We start from the raw sequence: 18,191 nt of genomic DNA, 5'->3' as shown, positions 1-18,191 counted from the left end.
GTCTTTCGAAGCGCTCAGTCGCCGTACGGTATCCAGATGTTCTTCACCTGCACGGCATGGCGCAGGAACGGCAATCCTGCACTCGTCCGGTCGAACCAGTCAACCTCGCGGCCATGATCGACGAAAGTCCGCTTCAGATTGCCGACCGACTCGCGCTCCACGAGGGACGAATCGGCCGCCGTGCCGAAGCACCAGAGCGCGTCCACGTCGTCGTGCTTCGCGAGGGCCGGCAGCAGCGCGGCGCGCTCGCCGGTCAGGATGTTGAGCGCGCCCGCAGGCACATCCGAGGTTTCCACGACCTGATAGAAGTCCGTCGCCGCCAGCGGGCACGCCTCGCTCGCCAGCGCCACGACGCGATTGCCCATCGCGAGCGCCGGTGCGATCAGCGAAACGAAGCCGAGCAGCGGCGCTTCGTCGGGGCAAGCGATGCCGACCACGCCAAGCGCCTCGTGCATGGCGAGCGCGACACCGCGCAACGGCGGCGTATGCACCGCGCCATCGAACTTGTCGGCCCACGCCGCGTAGCTGAACAGCCGGTCGATCGCCGTCTCCACTTCATGCACGGCCGCGCGCGCGTCGTGCCCCGCGCGCCGCGTGAGCTGCCGCGCGAATTCTTCGGCGCGCGCGCTCAGGTTTTCCGCGAGGTAGTACAGCACCTGGGCGCGGGCGTGCGTGCTCATCTGCGTCCACTTGCTCGCGCCGCGCGCGGCAGCCACGGCATCGCGCACGTCCTTGCGGCTGCCCGAGCCGACTTCGCCGACCCATTCGCCAGTCGGCGCGTAGACGGCGTGCGAATAGCCGCTATCGGGCCGCACTTGTTTGCCGCCGATAAATAGCTTCGCAGTGCGATCGAGACCCGCGCCCGCGTGCGCAAAGTCTTGTGCCGGCGCACGCGCCTCGCGCTGCGCGCGCATCGGCAATTTGCTCCATGCGGCCGGCTTCAGATATTCGAACACGCCTTCGCGGCCGCCCTCGCGCCCGAAGCCCGACTCGCGGTAGCCGCCGAAGCCCACGCTCGCGTCGAACAGGTTCGTCGCGTTGATCCACACCACGCCGCATTGCAGGCGCGGCGCGATGTCGAGCGCGCGCCCGATGGTCTCGCTCCACACGCTCGCGGCGAGTCCATAGCGCGAATTGTTCGCGAGCGCCACGGCCTCTTCGGGCGTGCGAAAGCTCATGGCCGCGAGCACCGGCCCGAAGATTTCTTCCTGCGCGAGTGTCGAGGCGGGTCCAATGCCCGTGACGAGCGTCGGCGGATAGAAGCAGCCGCTCGAGGGCAGCTCGACTTCGCGCGGTTGCCACACGTTGCAGCCCTCGCGCCGCCCGGCTTCCACGAGCGACTCGATGCGTTCGAGCTGCACCGGATCGACGATCGCGCCGATGTCGATGCCCTTGTCGAGCGAGGGCCCGACGCGCAGCGTCGCCATGCGGCGCCTGAGCTTTTCGAGAAAGCGCGCCTCCACGCCCTCCTGCACCAGCAGCCGGGAGCCCGCGCAGCACACCTGGCCCTGGTTGAACCAGATGGCGTCCACTACGCCTTCCACCGCGCCGTCGAGGTCGGCGTCGTCGAACACGATGAACGGCGACTTGCCGCCCAGTTCGAGCGTGAGCGATTTGCCCGTGCCGGCCGTGGCCGTGCGGATGAGGCGGCCTACTTCGGTCGAGCCGGTGAAGGCGATCTTGTCGACGCCGGGATGCTCGACGAGCGCCGCGCCCGTGCCGCCGTCGCCCGTCACCACGTTGAGGACGCCCTTGGGCAGCCCGGCGCGATGCGCCAGTTCGGCGAACAGCAACGCGGTGAGCGGCGTGTACTCGGCGGGCTTGAGCACGACACAGTTGCCGAGCGCGATAGCGGGCGCCACTTTCCACGCAAGCATCAGCAACGGGAAATTCCACGGCACGATCTGGCCGATCACGCCAAGCGGCGACCAGCCGGCCAGTTCGCTCTCCTGAAGTTGCGCCCAGCCCGCGTGATGGAGGAAATGGCGCGCTACGAGCGGCACGTCGATGTCGCGCGCCTCGCGAATCGGCTTGCCGTTGTCGAGCGCTTCGAGCACGGCGAAGAGACGGCTGTGGCGCTGCACCATACGCGAGAGCGCGTAGAGATGCCGCGCGCGCGCCGCGCCGCCCATGGCATACCACCCGGGCTGCGCCGCACGCGCCGCCGCGACGGCCGCCGCCACATCCGCCGCACCGCCTTGCGCCACGGCGGCGAGCGCCTCGCCCGTGGCGGGCGCGCGCACTTCGAAGCGCGCGCCATCGACACTGTCGCGCCACGCGCCGTCAATGAAATGCCCAAACGCCGCCTCGTGCTGCGCGAGCCATGCGCGCACGGGCTGATCGTCCTCGGGGGCGGGACCGTAATCCATCGTTCGGAAATACTCGGCTACGCTCATCGGTATGGTCTGCTCAGGCTACGGGGTGGCGGTGGAAGGCGGAATAGCGGCCGCTCACGTGGTGTTCGAGTTGGCGCTCGATGTCGGCCAGCAGGCTCGAAGCGCCGAAGCGGAACAGCTCGGGCTCGAGCCAGGGCCGCCCCAGCTCTTCCTTCATGAGGATCTGGTAGGCAAGCGCGGTCTTGGCGTTCGATACGCCGCCCGCGGGCTTGAAGCCCACCAGCGCGCCGGTGCGCTCGCGGTACTCGCGGATCATGCGCACCATCACGAGCGAAACGTCGAGCGTGGCGTTGACCCCTTCCTTGCCCGTGGACGTCTTGATGAAGTCCGCGCCCGCCATCATGCAGACCATCGACGCCCGCGCGACGTTCGACAGCACGCGGATGTCGCCCGTGGCGAGAATCGCCTTCAGATGCGCCTCGCCGCAGGCCGCGCGGAACTCGCGCACTTCATCGTAGAGCGCGCGCCAGTTGCCGGTGAGCACGTGCTCGCGCGTGACGACGATGTCGATTTCCCCGGCGCCATCCTTAACGGAGGCCTCGATTTCCTTGAGCTTGAGCGCGTGCGGATTGAGGCCCGCCGGGAAGCCGGTGGAGACCGCCGCGACGGGAATGCCGCTGCCCGCCAGCGCGTCCACGGCTGCCGCGACGAAGCGGTGGTACACGCACACCGCGCCCGTCGTGATGGCCTCGGGTGCAAAGCCGAGCGCCGCAAGCAGGTCGGCGCGCACGGGGTGGCGCGCCTTCGTGCACAGGCGCCGCACACGGCCTTCGGTGTCGTCGCCGTTGAGCGTGGTGAGATCGATGCAGGTGATGGCCTTCAGGAGCCACGCGGCCTGCGCGTCCTTCTTGACCGCGCGGCGCGTGCCGAGCGTGGCCGTGCGCCGCTCGACGGCGGACTGGTTGACGCGCAAGGCATCGAGCCACGCGGCGTCGAACGCCACGCCGGCGTTGCGCGCGACATGCGCAGCAGGCTGGACGGGCGCGCCGCGCAGCACGACGAGCGAGTTCGTTGAGGCTTCTGACATAGGTTGGGAGGCGAATTTGTGCAATGCACATCAAACCGTGGTGGTTTATTCGCACCCATCCTATACCGATGAGATGATCGTGACAATACTCGTTACAATCCTATCTATCGGGCTTGGGACGTTAGAACGCCGGGCCGCGCGTTCAGCTTTAGCCTGGGACCTCCGTTTGCGCGCACCCGCACGCCACGTCCAGAGAGCGGTTTAGAACTGCAACCGGTACCGTACGAAAGCGTCGGCTTGCGCGAATTCGTCGTAGAGCTTGCGCGCGGGGTTGTCCTCGCGCGTGTGCCAGTAAAGACGCGACCAGGCGCGCGAACGCGCCAGTGCGATGAGGTCTTCGATGAGCCGCCTGCCGACGCCTTGCCCGCGGCAAGCGGGATCGACGAACAAGTCTTCGAGGTAGCAAATGGGCGCATCGACCCATGTGCCCGCATGCAGCACGCAAAGGCCGAAGCCCGCCAGCCGTCCCTCGACTTCGGCCACACGGGCGAATACCGGCGCGTCCGCATCGAGCATGCGCTGCCAGGTTCGCTCGCTGATGTGCGGTGCAACGCTCGTTTCATAGAACGCGTTGTAGCCCGCCCAAAGGCCGAACCACGCGTCGCGGTCGGCGCTCGCGAGGTCGCGGATCAGGATCGCCGCGGACATTCAGGACGCCTTTGCTTCTCTGAAGCTGGCAAGCGACGCGCGCTGCTGGCCTTGCGCGTCGAAGTTCTCTTTCGAGAGCCACCTCTCGAACGCGGCTTTCGCGAGCGGCCAATCCCGATCGATGATCGCGAACCAGGCGGTGTCGCGGTTGCGGCCCTTGTACACGATCGCCTGGCGGAAAATGCCCTCGAACTGGAAGCCCAGACGCAACGCCGTTTTGCGCGAAGGCGCGTTGAGGCTGTCGCATTTCCATTCGTAGCGCCGGTAGCCGAGATCGTCGAACACGTAGCGCATCAGCAGGTACTGCGCCTCGGTGGAAAGCGGAGTTTGCTTCAGGCGCGGCGAAAACGTCACGCTGCCCACTTCGATCACGCCATGCACCGGCTCGATGCGCATGAGCGCGAACGTGCCCACGGCCTTCCCGCTCGCGCGGTCGATCACGGCGTAATGGAACGGGTCGCTCGATGCCGCCGCTTTGGCGAGGTACTCGCGAAACGCGCCAAAGTCGGTGAACGGCTCGGCGAACAGGTAGGTCCAGTCGCGACCGTCGGCCGCCGTGCCGTAAGCCTCGAAGAGATCGGCGGCGTGACGGTCGAGGTCGATCGGCTCGATGCGGCAGAACCGACCCTCGATCGTCACGCGCGCAGGCCGTTCGCGCGGCTGCCAGCCTGCCACAGGGTCGCCAATGGGCTGCTGGAATTCGTTCAGTCTTGCTGACATGCGTGACAGGCTCCTCTTGCGCGGAAAGTATCCGTTATCCGCGCCAGGTTACCGCAGGTCATGGTTCCGTGAAAAGGTCCACGAATGACTGGCAGCATGGAACCACGCATGCAGCCAGGCGCGGCGCGTACGCCAATTGTTCAGTTTTCCTCTGCTTCTGGATTCCCGCGCGCCTGCGCCTTGCGGATCACCGGCGTCCGCCCGCAAGCCTCGCGGCATCGGGATGACGCCGCAACCGCAGCATCGCGACACAGCCGAGCGCGGGCCCCACGGCCAGCATGCCGAAGCCGCCGCGCCATCCCAGCCACCCCACCACGTACGGCACGAGATGAATGCTCGCCAGCGTGAGCAAAAAACCCGCGCAGGTCTGCGCAGTCAGCAGCGTGCCGACCGAGTCCGGGTCGGCCAGTTCGGCCACGCTCGCCGAAAACTGCGCCGAATCGGCGATCACCGAGACGCCCCACACGAGCGCGACCGCCCCCATCACGACGAGCGGCGCGTGAGCCAGCCAGCCCATCAGCGCGGCACACGTTGCGCTCGTCGCCATCGCGCCGACCGTGACCGCCGTGCGCCCCACGCGGTCCGCCAGCACGCCGCCGAGCCACGCGCCCGCCGCGCCGATCGCGATCACGCTGAAGGTCATCCATTCCGCGCGCGTGCTGGCGTTGGCCATGCCGCGCGCGACGAACGTCTGCTGGAGGAACAGCGCGAGCCACGCCCACATCGCGTAAAGCTCCCACATGTGGCCGAGGTAGCCGAGATTGGCGAGCCGCAAGGCGGGCCGCCGCCACGCCTGTGTAACCTTCGCGAAGTCGATGCGCGTGGCGCGCCGGATATTCGGCCCGATTCCCGCAAAGCCGATCAGCACGGCAGCACCCGCCGCGCACGCCGCGGCGACGCCATAGATCGTGCGCCAGCCGAGCCCGCCCGTGGCCGCCAGCAAATGAGGGCTCGCCGAACCGAGCGTGAGCGCGCCCACGAGCAGGCCGACGAGAAGACCCAGGTCGCCTCGCGCCCACGTGGCCGCGAGCCGCATGCCGACCGGATACACGCCCGCCATGCACATGCCGGTGATGAACCGCAGCGCGACGACCGCGACGCCAACCGGCGGCAGGAACGCGAGCGAGGCCGTGGCCGCAGCCGCCACGAGCGCGGAGCCCGCGAGCAGCCGGCGCAGATCGTAGCGGTCGGGCAGCGAAAGCAACGCGGACGTGATCGTGCCGGCCACGAAGCCGCACTGTACGGCGCTCGTGAGCAAGGCTTCGTCGAAGGCGGCAATGGCGTGCGCCTGCTTGATGAGCACCACCACGGTGCTCGACGAAAACCACACGCCCATCGCCGCCACCTGCGCGAGGAGCAGCAATGCGAGCGAGGCGGCCTTGCCGCGTTGCGCCGTGCCAAGCCCCGGCGGCCCCGTTTCGTCCGGCGAACGGGAACCGGCAGCGCCTCGCGAAGGCGTGCGCGCCACGCTCAAGCCGCCGCCGCGTGCGCCTGCGCAAGCACGCGATGAAACGCGCGGCCGAACCAGATCAGCCCGTCGCGCCCGCCCACCATGCGCGCTGCCTTGATCTCACAGAAGAACACCGTGTGCGTACCGACTTCGGTCGTGCGCGCGATGTGGCAATCGAACGAACTCACCGCGCCGCGCAGCGCGGGCGCGCCCGTTTCGAGCCGATACCACTCGGCGAGCGCGAAACGCGCGTCCATGTCCATGTCTTTCGTGGCGAAGCGCGTGGCCACCTCGCGCTGATCGGCTGCCAGCACGTTCACGCAGAGCCGCCCGTTCTCGCGCAGGATCGCATTGTTGCGGCTCGTGCGATTGATGCAGACGATCAGCGTGGGCGGCTCGTCCGTCACGCCGCACACGGCGGACGCCGTGCAGCCGGCGCGCCCGGCGTCGCCGTCGGTGGTGACGATGTTCACGGCGGCACCAAGACCGGCCATGGCGTCGCGAAAGAGGGATTTGTCTACCATATCCTTGCCCGCTTGCTGCCGCGGTCTCCTCGTAGCGGGAATTCAGTGCCCGATTTTCATGCGTCGTTCATGCATCACTCGTGCATCGCTCATGCGGCATCCACACGCGCGCCGCGATACTGCGCTGCCGCGTGCGACGCCGGCAGGCGCGCGCCGCCGGAGAGCTTTTCCCGCAGGGTGCCCTCACGATACGCGCTTTTATACGCGCCGCGTGTTTGCAGTTCGGGCACCAGCAGTTCGACCACGTCGTCGAAGCATTCCGGCACCACCGTGCGCGAGAGATTGAAGCCATCCACGCCGGCCGTTTCGCTCCACTCGATCAAGGTTTGCGCGATCCGCTCGGCCGAACCCACCCACGGCGCCTGGCGGCTGCCGAGCACCATGTGCTCGAGCAGTTTGCGGCGCGTCCATCGCGGCCCGGCGCTGCGCGTCATGGCTTCGACGTTGGAGACGATCGCCTGGCTCTTGCCCGTCTCGATGGGTCCATGCTGCTCGCGCTCGCCGAGCAAACCGGCGAGCGTTTGAGCCGCGCCGCCGATCAGCCGGTCTGGCGAGACCCCGAAACGGGCTACACGCGCCGGGCCGTCTCGCCGCGCAACGGCGGCATGCTCGAACTCGTGGAAATCGAGTTGCCAGGCGGGGTTCGTGTCGCGTATCCCGCGTCGGCGTTCACGTTCCAGCATCAGCAGATCTGGGTGCGCAGCGGCACGCTGGTATTCGAGGAAGGCGATCAGGTGCACACGCTCGAAGCGGGCGACTGCCTGCAGCTCGGGCCGCCGGCCGACTGCGCGTTCTTCAATCCGGGCAACGGCCCGTGTGCCTATGTCGTGGCGCTCGTGCGCCGCTGAATGCGAGTACGCCGCCCGATTAAGTTCTGAACCGAAAGATTGGCATGCCGCCTGCTTCTGCGCGCGGTCGCCGGGCGAGATCACATAGTAGCCGCCGCGGCAGCGGGAGCAGAGGCGTGATGCGCATGGAATGACTCGGGCGGGTCGCGGCAGGCAGACGTTGCCATACATCCCACGGCGGCGGCCACGGACAAAAACTGCGCGCACCAGGTTGCGCGTGCCTCCTGCGAAAAAAACTTACTATTGCGTTGAATCTCTGCGCAACCAAGGGGGCGAAGATGAGTTCTGCCGAGCATGCGGCAAACGGTGCGGGTGCCGTGCAGTGGCACGCCATGCCCGCCGCCGAGATCGAGCGCCAGCTGGGCGTGAATCCGTCGCAAGGGCTCGACGTGGCGGACGCCGCACAGCGCCTCGGCACCCATGGGCCGAACGTGCTGCCCCAGGGCAAGAAAAGCGGCCCGTTTGCGCGGTTCCTTGCCCAGTTCAACAACGTGCTCATCTACGTGCTGCTCGCGGCGGGCTTCATCAAGCTGATGCTGAGCCTGTGGCTCGACGCCTCGATCATCTTCGCGGTGGTCATCCTCAATTCGCTGCTGGGCTTCCTGCAGGAAGGGCGCGCCGAGAAAGCGCTCGATTCGATTCGCAACATGCTCTCCGCGGAAGCACGCGTGCTGCGCGCCGGCGAGGTGCGTCTCGTCCCAGCCGACGAGGTCGTGCCCGGCGACATCGTGCTGCTCGAATCGGGCGACAAAATCCCCGCGGATATCCGCCTCGTGGAAGCGCGCAACCTGCGCACGGAGGAGGCGGCGCTCACGGGCGAGTCCGTGCCTGCGGAGAAGAACACCGGCGCGGTGCCGGCGCAAGCCACCGTAGGCGACCGCGAGAATATGGCCTTTTCCGGCACGATGGTTCTCTCGGGCCGCGCAACCGGCATCGTCGTGGCGACGGGCAGCCAGACGGAGCTCGGCCGCATCAACCAGATGCTGGCCGAGGTCAGCGCGCTGGAAACGCCGCTGCTGCGGCAGATCAAGAAGTTTGGATACGTCATCACGATCGCCATCGGCATCCTCAGCGTGCTGCTCTTCGCATGGGGCCACTGGCTCGGCCACATGACCTTCATCCAGTTGTTCCAGGCCGTGGTGGGCATCGCGGTCTCGGTGATCCCGGAAGGCCTGCCGGCGCTCATCACCATCACGCTCGCCATTGGCGTGCAGCGCATGGCGAAGCGCAACGCCATCATCCGCCGCCTGCCCGCGGTCGAAACGCTGGGTTCCGTCTCACGCATCTGCTCGGACAAGACCGGCACGCTCACCCTCATGGAGATGATGGTGACCTCGGTCGTGACGGCGGACGCGCCCTATGAAGTGACGGGGGATGGCTACGCACCCGAAGGCGAGGTGCGCGCGGGCGGCAAGGCGCTCGGCGCCGAGCGGCCGGAAGTGCTCACGCTCATGGGACGCGTATCGATTCTGTGCAACGACGCCGGCCTCTTCGAAGAAGACGGCAAGTGGAAAGTGGAAGGCGACCCGACCGAGGGCGCGCTCTACCCGTTCGCCGGCAAGCTCGGCATGGACCGCGGCGCGGAAGCCGCCGCCGCACCGCGCATCGACGGCATTCCCTTCGAGTCCGAACACAAGTTCATGGCCACGCTGAACCGCTCGGCGCAAGGCGAGATGCTGCTCGTGAAGGGCGCGCCGGAAGTGATCATCGAAAATTGCGACCGCCAGCAAACGGCGAGCGGCCCCGCGCCGCTCGAGCGCGAGCGCTTTGCGCGCGAAGGCGAGCGGCTCGCCTCGCAGGGCGAACGCGTGCTGGCGCTCGCGTGGCTGCCCGACCCCGGCCTCGAAGTGGGCAACCTCGGCCCGCAGGACCTGCCGAAGACGCTCGTGCTGCTCGGTCTCGTGGGCCTCATGGACCCGCCGCGCAAGGAGGCGATCGACGCGGTGCGCGAATGTCACGGCGGCGGTATCCGCGTGACGATGATCACAGGCGACCACAAGGTCACGGCCGCCGCGATCGCGGGCATGCTCGGCATCGGCGACGGCAAGACGGCCGTGGCCGGCACCGAGATCGAGGCGATGAACGACGCCGCGCTGCAGGAATGCGTGCGCAGCGTGGATGTGTTCGCGCGCGCGAGCCCCGAGCACAAGCTGCGGCTCGTGAAGGCGATCCAGGCCAACCGGCAGGTGGTCGCGATGACGGGCGACGGCGTGAACGATGCGCCCGCGCTCAAGAAGGCCGACATCGGCGTGGCGATGGGCATCAAGGGCACGGAGGTCACGAAGGAAGCCGCGGGCATGATCCTCGCCGACGACAATTTCGCGTCGATCTCGGCGGCAGTCAAGGAGGGGCGCACGGTCTACAACAACATCGAAAAGGCCATGCTCTTCATGCTGCCCACCAATATCGCCCAGGGCGCCGTGATTGCCATCGCGATCCTGTTCGGCTTCGTGCTGCCGATCACCGCGCCGCAGGTGCTGTGGGTGAACATGGTCACGTCCGTCGCGCTCGGCCTCGTCATTTCCTTCGAGCCTCACGAGGATGACGTGATGCAGCGCCCGCCGCGCTCGATCGACCGTCCTATCGTCACACCATTCGGCGTGTGGCGCATTCTCTTTGTCGGCGCCGCGCTCGTGCTCTATACGCTCGCGGCATTCTTCTGGATGAAGTCGCAGGGCGCGCCGGACTCGATGGCGCGCACGGCCGCCGTCAACGCGATCACGCTGGGACAGGTCTTCTATCTGCTCAATAGCCGCTCGCTGATCCATTCGGCGCTATCGGTACGCGCGCACATGGGCAACCGGTATCTCTGGTACGGCATGGGTGCTGTCATTGTGCTGCAGATCCTGTTCACCTATACGCTGCCCTTTCACGCCGTGTTCGATACCGAGTCCCTGCCGCTCGCGACCTGGCTTTGGCTCGTGGCGGGTGCGATCCTGTTCTTCCTCGTGGTGGAGCTGGAGAAGCTCGTCATTCGCTCGATACCCGCGCTGAAAAAATCCGTCAGTCCGCAGCAGCGCGGCGCGGCCACGAGCCAGTACCATGACGCGTAGAATCGTTTCGTCCCGTCTTCAGAGCGAGGGCTCAATGCCATGTTGCCTGGTGCGAACCTGAACCTGGTCGAGGTGTCCGGATTGCTGGTGGGCGGGCTCGCCCTGTTCCTGTTCGGGCTGGATCTCATGACGGGGGCGCTCAAGACGATTGCCGGCGCGCGCCTGCAATCGCTGCTGGGTTCGCTCACCGCCAACCGCTTTCGCGGCGTGCTGGCGGGCGCCGGCATCACGGCGCTGCTCAATTCGTCGACCATTACCACGGTGCTGCTGGTGGGCTTCGTTTCCGCACGGCTCATGACGCTGATGCAGGCCATCCCGATGATCATGGGCGCCAATATCGGCTCGACGCTCACCGCGCAGATCATCGCGTTCAATATCTCCGCGCTCACGCCGTTCATGCTCGGCGGCGGCTTCCTGCTCTACGGCTTTGCGAAACGCGACACGCTGCGCGAACTGGGCGGCGCGCTGCTCGGCCTCGGCCTGCTGTTTCTCGGCATCGAGATGATGGGCAACGCCACCCGTCCCCTGCGCGACTACCAGCCGTTCATCGACGCGATGCAGAACATGCGCAATCCGCTCATCGGCGTGGTGATCGGCGCGGTGTTTACGGCCATCGTGCAAAGCTCGGCGGCCACGCTCGCGATCGTGATCGCGCTGGGTAGCCAGGGACTGATTCCGCTCGAATCGGGCATCGCGCTGATACTCGGCGCCAATGTGGGCACCTGCGGCACGGCGCTGCTCGCTTCAATCGGCAAATCGGCGGAGGCGGCGCAAGTCGGCATCGTTCACCTGATCTTCAACGTGCTTGGCGTGCTGTTCTTCGTCTTTGTGATTCCCCAGTTCGCCGACTTCATACGCACGATCTCGCCTTCCTCGCCCGAGTTGACCGGCGCTGCGCGCCTCGCGGCGGAAACGCCGCGGCAGGCTGCCAACGCCCACACGGTGTTCAGCGTGTTCAGTACCCTCGTGCTGATCTGGTTCACGGGGCCCATTGCGAAGCTCGCCGAACGCCTGGCCCCGGTGCGCCGCGAAGGGTGGCAAGACCCCGGCGTGCCGCGTTACCTCGACGAAACGCTGGTCGAAATGCCGGCGCTCGCCATTGCTCGCGTGCAACTCGAGCTGGCTTCGCTCGGCAAGCTCGTACAGACGCTCGTCGAGCATAGCGCGAGGCTCCTGGTCGAAAGCTCCACGCAGGCGCTTTCCACGGTGACGAACGAGGACAAGGCGGCGGACTCGCTCAGCACCGCCATCCTCACCTATATCGGCAAGCTCTCCGACGCCGTGCAAAGCGACGACGAAGGCCGGCAACTGGTGGATCTCGCGCGTATCGCCACCTGCCTCGACGCCATCCGCGAAGTGGCCACGACGAGCATGCTTGCGCTAAGCCAGAGGCGAGCCGCGCAAAGCGCGGACGTGACCATGCTGGCAAGCAACCCCGAGCTGTTGCAATTCGCCCGGTCCGTCATCGAGCGTTTCACGCTTGCCGTGCAGATGATCGCGCACCCGGAGGCCGACGCCGTGACGGGCATCGTCGACGCCAAGCCGGAAATCGAAGCCCAGTCCGACTCTGCGCGGCAGCGCATCATGTCTGCGCTGCAACTGCGCAACGAGGGCGCGGCGTTCCTTTTCCGTTTCGCCAACGACGTGATCGAGCAGCTGAACGAGGTGGCGCGGCTCTCCCGCGCCATCGCCAAGGCCACGCGGTGGCTGCACGATGTGAAAGTGCTGGAGCCGGAAAGCGCGGAAGCCGTGGCCGGGACCGAGGCGCAAGCTCAGGCGTGAAGAACCGGCCGCCTGACTCGACGCCTTCAGGCGCCGCGTCGAGCAATGCGCAACTTCAGACCGATGCAGTATGGCACACGGCCTCGACCCGATTGCCAGCCGGATCGATGAGAAAGGCGGCGTAGTAGTGGGCGTGATAATGCGGCCGCAAGCCCGGATCGCCATCGGTGCGGCCGCCGGACGCGAGACCGGCGGCATGGAACGCATCGACCTGCGAGCGTGTAGCGGCCTTGAAGCACCAGTGCCGCTTGTTCGGCTCGATGGCGCCGGCATCCAGGTAGACGGAAAGATACGACGACTGCGTTTCGGCTGCGTCGCAACGCTCGCCGTAGCCGAGCGCATTGGGGCGGTCGTAGACCTTGAGCGCGCCCAACGCATTCATGATCGCATCGTAGAAGGGGCGCGCGGCGTCGAGATCGGGAACGCCGATCGAAACGTGATCGAGAAGCTGCATGGTGCTGGAAGTCCGCAGTCGTGAATGCACGACTATAACCGGCGCATCGCACCATGCGGCGTCAGCGTTACTCCGCGCGGCCGGTGCGGAACACCGAAACCGCGGCGTTCAGCCGGTGCGCCTCGTTTTCGAGCGACGATGCCGCGGCCGTTGCCTGCTCGACGAGCGCCGCGTTCTGCTGGGTCACGAGGTCCATCTGTCCCACGGCGACGTTCACCTGATCGATGCCCGTGCTCTGTTCCGCCGCCGCCGATGCGATCTCGTTCATGATCGCACTCACGCGCGCGATCGCTTCGACGATTTCGCTCATCGTCGAGCCCGAGCGCTCGACGAGGCCCGCGCCCGTTTCCACGCGCGAGGTCGACGATTCGATCAGCTCCTTGATCTCCTTGGCCGCCGCGGCGCTGCGCTGTGCCAGCGAGCGCACTTCGCTCGCCACCACCGCGAAGCCGCGCCCTTCCTCGCCCGCACGCGCCGCTTCCACGGCCGCGTTGAGCGCGAGAATGTTGGTCTGGAACGCGATCGCCTCGATCACGCCGACGATCTCGCCCACGCGCCGCGAGTCGCCCACGATGTCCTGCATCGTGCCGACCACTTCGCGCGAGAGCGCGCCGCCCTGCGCGGCGAGACCGGAAGCGCCCTCCGCGAGCGTGCTGGCCTGGCGTGCGTTTTCGGCGGTCTGCTTGACGGTGGAGGTCAGCTCTTCGATGCTCGCCGCCGTTTCCTCGAGCGAGGCAGCCTGCTCCTCGGTGCGCTGCGAAAGGTCCGTATTGCCCGCGGCAATCTCGCTCACGCCCTTGTCGATCGACAGCGCGCCCTCGCGCACGCTGCTGACCGTCTTGATGAGTGCATCCTGCATTTGCCGCAGCGCGGCCTGCAAGCGGCCCATTTCGTTGTTGCTCGTCGCATTAACCGTACCGCTCAGGTCGCCGGCGGCGATGCGCTGGAACTGCGCGATCGCCGCGTCTACGGGATGCACGATCGCACGCATGAGCGCCGAGCGGCCAATCCACGCGAACAGCAGCGAGAGCACCATGCCCACAGCCACGGCGATGCTTACCGCATTGAAACGGTCCTGGGCTTCCTGGTAGCGCTGCGCGCCGAGGTCGATCTGGCGCTTCTCGAGCACGAGCATCGCCTTTTCGTAGTTGCTGTAGAGCGCCGGCAGCTTGTGGCCCTGCAGTTCCTGGAACGCGGTCTTGTCGCCGGCCTTGAGCGCCGCCAGCGCCGGATCGACGCCATCGTGCAGGAAAGCGTTACGCCTGGTCTGCATGTCGGCGATGAGGTCCTGCGCCTCGCCCTCGCCGCTCGCAATCGACAGATAGTGGTCCAGACGCTCGTTCGAGTTCTTCAGGTACTGGTCGAAGCGCTTGAGCACCGCGTCCGCTGCATCGTGGTCGCCGAGATCGGACAGCGAAGCATTGGTGGCGAGCGCGAGGCGCAGACGCAGCAACTGGCCGGCGCTGCCTTCGAGGTCGGCGACGGCCGGCGTATCGACGGTGTACATGGTGCGCAGCGACTCGTTGCCCGCCCGCATCGACAGGAGTCCTGTGGCGGCGCCGACGATCAGGACGATGCCGAAGAAGGCGATCATCAGGGTCAGGCTCGCGCGTATCGACAGCTTGTGAAGCATTCGTGGTCTCTCTTGCGTGGGGCGCGCGGCTCTGGAGGCCGCGCGTGTCCCAGTCGTTTTTCATCGAATGTGCCGGTGCGCTTACCCAGTGCAGCTCATGCGTTCATGGCTGATTAAGCGCCCTGTACATAACAACGGCAAGAGAGCTTGCGAACTTTATGGTTCACAGCAAAGAAGTACGATCGTCAGCAGCACTTCGCAATACAGACCAATATGTGGGATGGGCGGCGAGTCGATCCGCATCACGCGCCGGCTTCCTGTGCGCCCGCCCCGCCCTCGTCCATCGGCACGAGATAGCGCAGCACGTCGCGCCAGCTCACAATGCCAACGGGACGAAATTCGGCATCCACAATGGGGATGCACGAAATCTTGCTGGAGAGAAAGAGGGCCACGGCGTCGGAGAGGCTCGACTCGGGCCTCAGCGTGAGCGGCTTGCGGCTCATGATCTGGTGCACGCGCTTGTTGAGCGTGCCGAGGTCGCGCGCGGATTCGACCACGCTGTCGATGAACGGGCTGATCGCGCGCAGCAGGTCGCGATCGGAGACGACGCCTTGCAGCCTGCCCTCGTCGACCACGAGCAGATGGTGAAAGCTCGCTTGCGCGAAGATCTCGCGCACGGTCGCGAGCGTGTCGTCGAAACCGACGGTGACAACACGGCTCGTCATGAATTTCTCTACTTGCATACCTTCCAGACCAGAGTGGGTTCGATGTCCCGAGCGGACCGATGCACAGCAGATTCCGGCCGCGGCGCGGGGCTTCAGCCCGTTATATCGACCGCGTGCGCGTAAATCTTCAGTCTGGAAAGGGGCGTGGGGCACGCGCACATGGCGCGCCTCAAGCTTCGAGCGCGAGCGTCGCGAAGGTGGCGAGCCAGTGCTCGCCCATGTAGTCCCCGGCCACGTGGTCGAGCGCGCTGGCCAGATGCAATTGCGCGGCCTCGTTGAGGATGGCCACGCGTGCGTCGCCCTCGGGCAGTGCGCGTGCAAGTGAGCGCTGACACCACGCGCGGCTCAGGTTGAGTCCGTCGAGGTGGGCGATCTTGCCGTCGCTGCGGTCGGTCACGGTGGCCGGCGTAAACAGCGTGACCGGCTCTTGCACCGCAAGGTTGGGCAAGAAGCGCGTGAACCAGGGCTCGAAATCGTGCGCGCGCAGTACGCGGCTCATCAGCAGGGCCACGCTCAGCGCGGGAGACAGGAATTCGTCGCCGCCCGGCTCCCACGCCTGGCAGCCCGCGTCGTTCGCGTGCCAGCGCGTGGCGGTGTCTTCGATCAGCGTCGCCAGCGCCGGATGCGACGTGGCTTTCGCGAAGTCGTACGCGAGCGTGAGCGCGAACGCCGTATTGAAGTGAGTGCCCACACGCAACGGATAGGTCGCCTTCGGCAGGAATTCCTCGAAGCGCTCGACGAACCAGCCGGTCAGCGGCGCCAGCGCCGCCTGCCAGCGCGCGGCCTGCGGCAGCTTCATCGACCTGGCCAGCGCCTCGACCTGCGCCGCGAGCGCGAGCAGCCATGCCCAGCCATAAGGGCGCTCGAAGCCGCGGTTGTGCGCGAGCGTGAGGTAGGCCATTTCGCCCGCCATCTTCTCCGGCGTGAAGTGCTCGTCGACCACGGCGACGATCTGCGGCCCCTCGGGCAAGCCGGGAAAGCGCTCCAGCAGATGCAGCACGAGCCAGTAGCCGTGCACGCACGAATGCCAGTCGTAGCTGCCGTAAAAGACCGGGTGCAGCGCGCGCGGGGCCTGCACGTCCTGCGGGCCGTCGAGCGAGTGCGTCAGCTTGTTCGGGTACTCGCGCGTGAGGTGGGCAAGCGCGAGCGAGGCGAATTTCGAGGCATGGGCGGCGGTGAGGTGTGGGGTCATCGTGAACTCATCAGAACCGGAAAACGAAGGCGTACATCAGCAGCGTGTTGACGACGAGCAGCAGCACGGCGGTCGGCCATTGCGCCTTGATCACGCCGTTCTTGTCGCTCAATTCGAGCAGCGCCGCCGGGACGATGTTGAAGTTCGCGGCCATCGGCGTCATGAGCGTGCCGCAGAAGCCCGAGAGCATGCCGATCGCGCCAAGAATAGCCGGGTTGCCGTGAAACTGTTGCACGATCAACGGCAAGCCGATGCCGGCGGTCATCACCGGAAAGGCGGCGAACGCGTTTCCCATGATCATCGTGAAGAGGGCCATCCCGAAAGTGTAGGCGGCCACGACCGCGAACGCCGAATTTTGGGGAATCCAGTTCGTGACGAGCTCGGACACCACGTGGCCTACGCCCGCCGCGGCGAACAGCGCGCCGAGCGCCGCGAGCATTTGCGGCAGGATGGCGGCCCAGCCGACGGCGTCCATGGTGTGCCGCGCGCCCTTGAGCGCCTGCACGGGCGAATCGCGCAACATGACGAGCGCCGCGCCGAACGCCACGAGCGTGGCGGTCACGAGCGAGATGAGCGTGACGTTCTTCGCTTCGACGAAGGGCGCGTACTTGAGCGTGAGCGTGCCGACGAGCGTCACCACGGGGATGAGCAGCGCCGGAACGAAGAGCCGGCTGCCGAAGCGCCGCGCCCCTTGTTCGCGGCGCGCCTCGGCCTTGGGGTTGTCGTTGCCCGCGGGGCTGCGGCCCAGCTTGCCCGAGCCCGCGATCAAGGCGAGTGCGATGGCGAGGCACCCCATCACGAAATGCGGCAGCACGCCGCCGAACAGGAACGTCGCGGCATAGACGCCCCAGAACACGAAGTTGACGACACGGCGCGGGTTCGCGCGGTCGAGCAGGTTGAAGATCGCGAACGACGCGAACATCAGGCCCGCGACGACATAGAGCGATTCGAGCTTGATCACGATGCGGCTCCCTGACGGCTCGCGGCGCCCTGCGCGTTGGCCGCGCCCACGCGGCGCGAAAGATCGTGATCGAGCAGCTTCAGGCGCACGCAGTGGATGAGGAGCGCCGCGACCGCGGTGGGAATCGCCCAGACCGAAACCTGCAGCGGCTGAACGACGATGCCGTTCTGCTCGAGGAAGCCCTTGATGAGCAGGATCGACTGGATCGCGATGAAGATGTCCTCGCCGAAGAACACGGCGATGTTGTCCACGGCCGAGGCGTTGGCGCGGATCTGCTGGCGCACGGCGTCGGGCACCTCGCCGTAGCGTTTCGTGGCGGCGGCTTCGGCCATGGGCGCGATCAGCGGACGGACCATCTGCGCGTGGCCCCCCAGCGAGGTGAGGCCGAGCGCGGCCGTGATCTGGCGGATCGCGAAATAGAGCATCAGCACGCGGCCGGTGGTGGCGGCGTGCACGCGCGAAATGAGGTGCTTGGCCTGCTCGCGCAGGCCGTTGCGCTCGAGCAGCGCGATCACGGGCAGCGTGAGCCAGATGAGGCCCATATAGCGGTTGTCGGCGAACGCCTTGCCGAAGGCACTGACGATCTCGACCGTGTGCAGCCCGCCCGCAAGCCCCGTCGCCACGCCCGCCGCGGTCACGACGAGCAGCGCGTTCAGGCGCAATGCAAAGCCGATCACCACGATCGGCACCCCTATCAAAACCAGCATCTCTCCTCCGCCTTATCGATTTCCGCCGGTCTCGTGGAGCCGGCGCGCTTCCCCGTTGCGCCCAGTTCAGCCCAGGAATCTATCACGAGAATTTATCGATAAATACTCGACAAAGTCTTTATAAGGGAAGT

The 18,191-nt window shown here is 66.8% G+C and carries 12 protein-coding genes and 3 pseudogenes; 3 read left to right on the top strand and 12 right to left on the bottom strand.

The features are described 5' to 3' along the window. Positions 1-14 precede the first annotated feature (14 nt). The 6 genes and pseudogenes from C7411_RS04645 to C7411_RS04615 all read right to left on the bottom strand — a co-directional run. Positions 15-2,396, bottom strand: a complete 2,382-nt coding sequence (locus C7411_RS04645; protein WP_110383886.1) for an aldehyde dehydrogenase family protein — start codon at positions 2,394-2,396, stop codon at positions 15-17. A gap of 13 nt (positions 2,397-2,409) precedes the next feature. Continuing rightward, the gene (gene deoC, locus C7411_RS04640) at positions 2,410-3,423 is read right to left on the bottom strand and encodes a deoxyribose-phosphate aldolase (protein ID WP_110383887.1); all 1,014 of its coding nucleotides are present in this window, start codon (positions 3,421-3,423) and stop codon (positions 2,410-2,412) included. Between the two features lie 201 nt (positions 3,424-3,624). Next, a pseudogene (locus C7411_RS38720) lies at positions 3,625-4,791 on the bottom strand (GNAT family N-acetyltransferase). 187 nt (positions 4,792-4,978) lie between these two features. Then, a complete protein-coding gene (locus tag C7411_RS04625) occupies positions 4,979-6,259 on the bottom strand; it encodes an MFS transporter (RefSeq protein WP_243413066.1) in 1,281 nt (426 codons plus the stop codon). 2 nt (positions 6,260-6,261) lie between these two features. After that, a complete protein-coding gene (locus C7411_RS04620; RefSeq protein WP_110383888.1) occupies positions 6,262-6,765 on the bottom strand; it encodes a flavin reductase in 504 nt (167 codons plus the stop codon). Positions 6,766-6,854: 89 nt separating this feature from the next. Then, positions 6,855-7,247, bottom strand: a pseudogene (locus C7411_RS04615) (N5,N10-methylene tetrahydromethanopterin reductase); the annotation flags it as partial. Between C7411_RS04615 and C7411_RS04610 the strand changes: the two are divergent. From C7411_RS04610 to C7411_RS04600, 3 genes and pseudogenes are all read left to right on the top strand, one after another. Beyond that, positions 7,230-7,613, top strand: a pseudogene (locus C7411_RS04610) (cupin domain-containing protein); the annotation flags it as partial. The pseudogenes C7411_RS04615 and C7411_RS04610 overlap by 18 nt on opposite strands. A 278-nt stretch (positions 7,614-7,891) precedes the next feature. After that, the gene (locus tag C7411_RS04605) at positions 7,892-10,666 is read left to right on the top strand and encodes an HAD-IC family P-type ATPase (RefSeq protein ID WP_110383889.1); all 2,775 of its coding nucleotides are present in this window, start codon (positions 7,892-7,894) and stop codon (positions 10,664-10,666) included. A 39-nt stretch (positions 10,667-10,705) separates the two neighbouring features. Continuing rightward, a complete protein-coding gene (locus C7411_RS04600; RefSeq protein WP_110383890.1) occupies positions 10,706-12,448 on the top strand; it encodes a Na/Pi cotransporter family protein in 1,743 nt (580 codons plus the stop codon). 55 nt (positions 12,449-12,503) lie between these two features. On the opposite strand, the gene C7411_RS04595 is transcribed toward C7411_RS04600, so the two are convergent. The 6 genes from C7411_RS04595 to C7411_RS04570 all read right to left on the bottom strand — a co-directional run bounded on the left by C7411_RS04595 (position 12,504) and on the right by C7411_RS04570 (position 18,060). Next, the gene (locus C7411_RS04595; protein WP_110383891.1) at positions 12,504-12,902 is read right to left on the bottom strand and encodes a VOC family protein; all 399 of its coding nucleotides are present in this window, start codon (positions 12,900-12,902) and stop codon (positions 12,504-12,506) included. Between the two features lie 67 nt (positions 12,903-12,969). Next, positions 12,970-14,535: a methyl-accepting chemotaxis protein gene (locus tag C7411_RS04590; protein WP_110383892.1), complete on the bottom strand. Its 1,566-nt coding sequence runs from the start codon at positions 14,533-14,535 to the stop codon at positions 12,970-12,972. Positions 14,536-14,777: 242 nt separating this feature from the next. Beyond that, positions 14,778-15,218: a CBS domain-containing protein gene (locus C7411_RS04585; protein WP_110383893.1), complete on the bottom strand. Its 441-nt coding sequence runs from the start codon at positions 15,216-15,218 to the stop codon at positions 14,778-14,780. Between the two features lie 151 nt (positions 15,219-15,369). Next, positions 15,370-16,392 carry a DUF2891 domain-containing protein gene (locus C7411_RS04580; RefSeq protein ID WP_110383894.1) on the bottom strand — a complete coding sequence of 341 codons (1,023 nt, stop codon included), beginning with the start codon at positions 16,390-16,392 and terminating at the stop codon, positions 15,370-15,372. A 10-nt stretch (positions 16,393-16,402) separates the two neighbouring features. Then, the gene (locus tag C7411_RS04575) at positions 16,403-17,353 is read right to left on the bottom strand and encodes a DUF979 domain-containing protein (protein ID WP_110383895.1); all 951 of its coding nucleotides are present in this window, start codon (positions 17,351-17,353) and stop codon (positions 16,403-16,405) included. Then, the gene (locus C7411_RS04570; protein WP_110383896.1) at positions 17,350-18,060 is read right to left on the bottom strand and encodes a DUF969 domain-containing protein; all 711 of its coding nucleotides are present in this window, start codon (positions 18,058-18,060) and stop codon (positions 17,350-17,352) included. The genes C7411_RS04575 and C7411_RS04570 overlap by 4 nt, the downstream gene beginning before the upstream one ends. Positions 18,061-18,191: the final 131 nt, after the last annotated feature.

Source organism: Paraburkholderia silvatlantica, assembly GCF_003096715.1.
Lineage (GTDB): Bacteria > Pseudomonadota > Gammaproteobacteria > Burkholderiales > Burkholderiaceae > Paraburkholderia > Paraburkholderia silvatlantica.
Note: the sequence above shows the minus strand (reverse complement) of the source record. Positions and strands in the feature narration are given on the sequence as shown.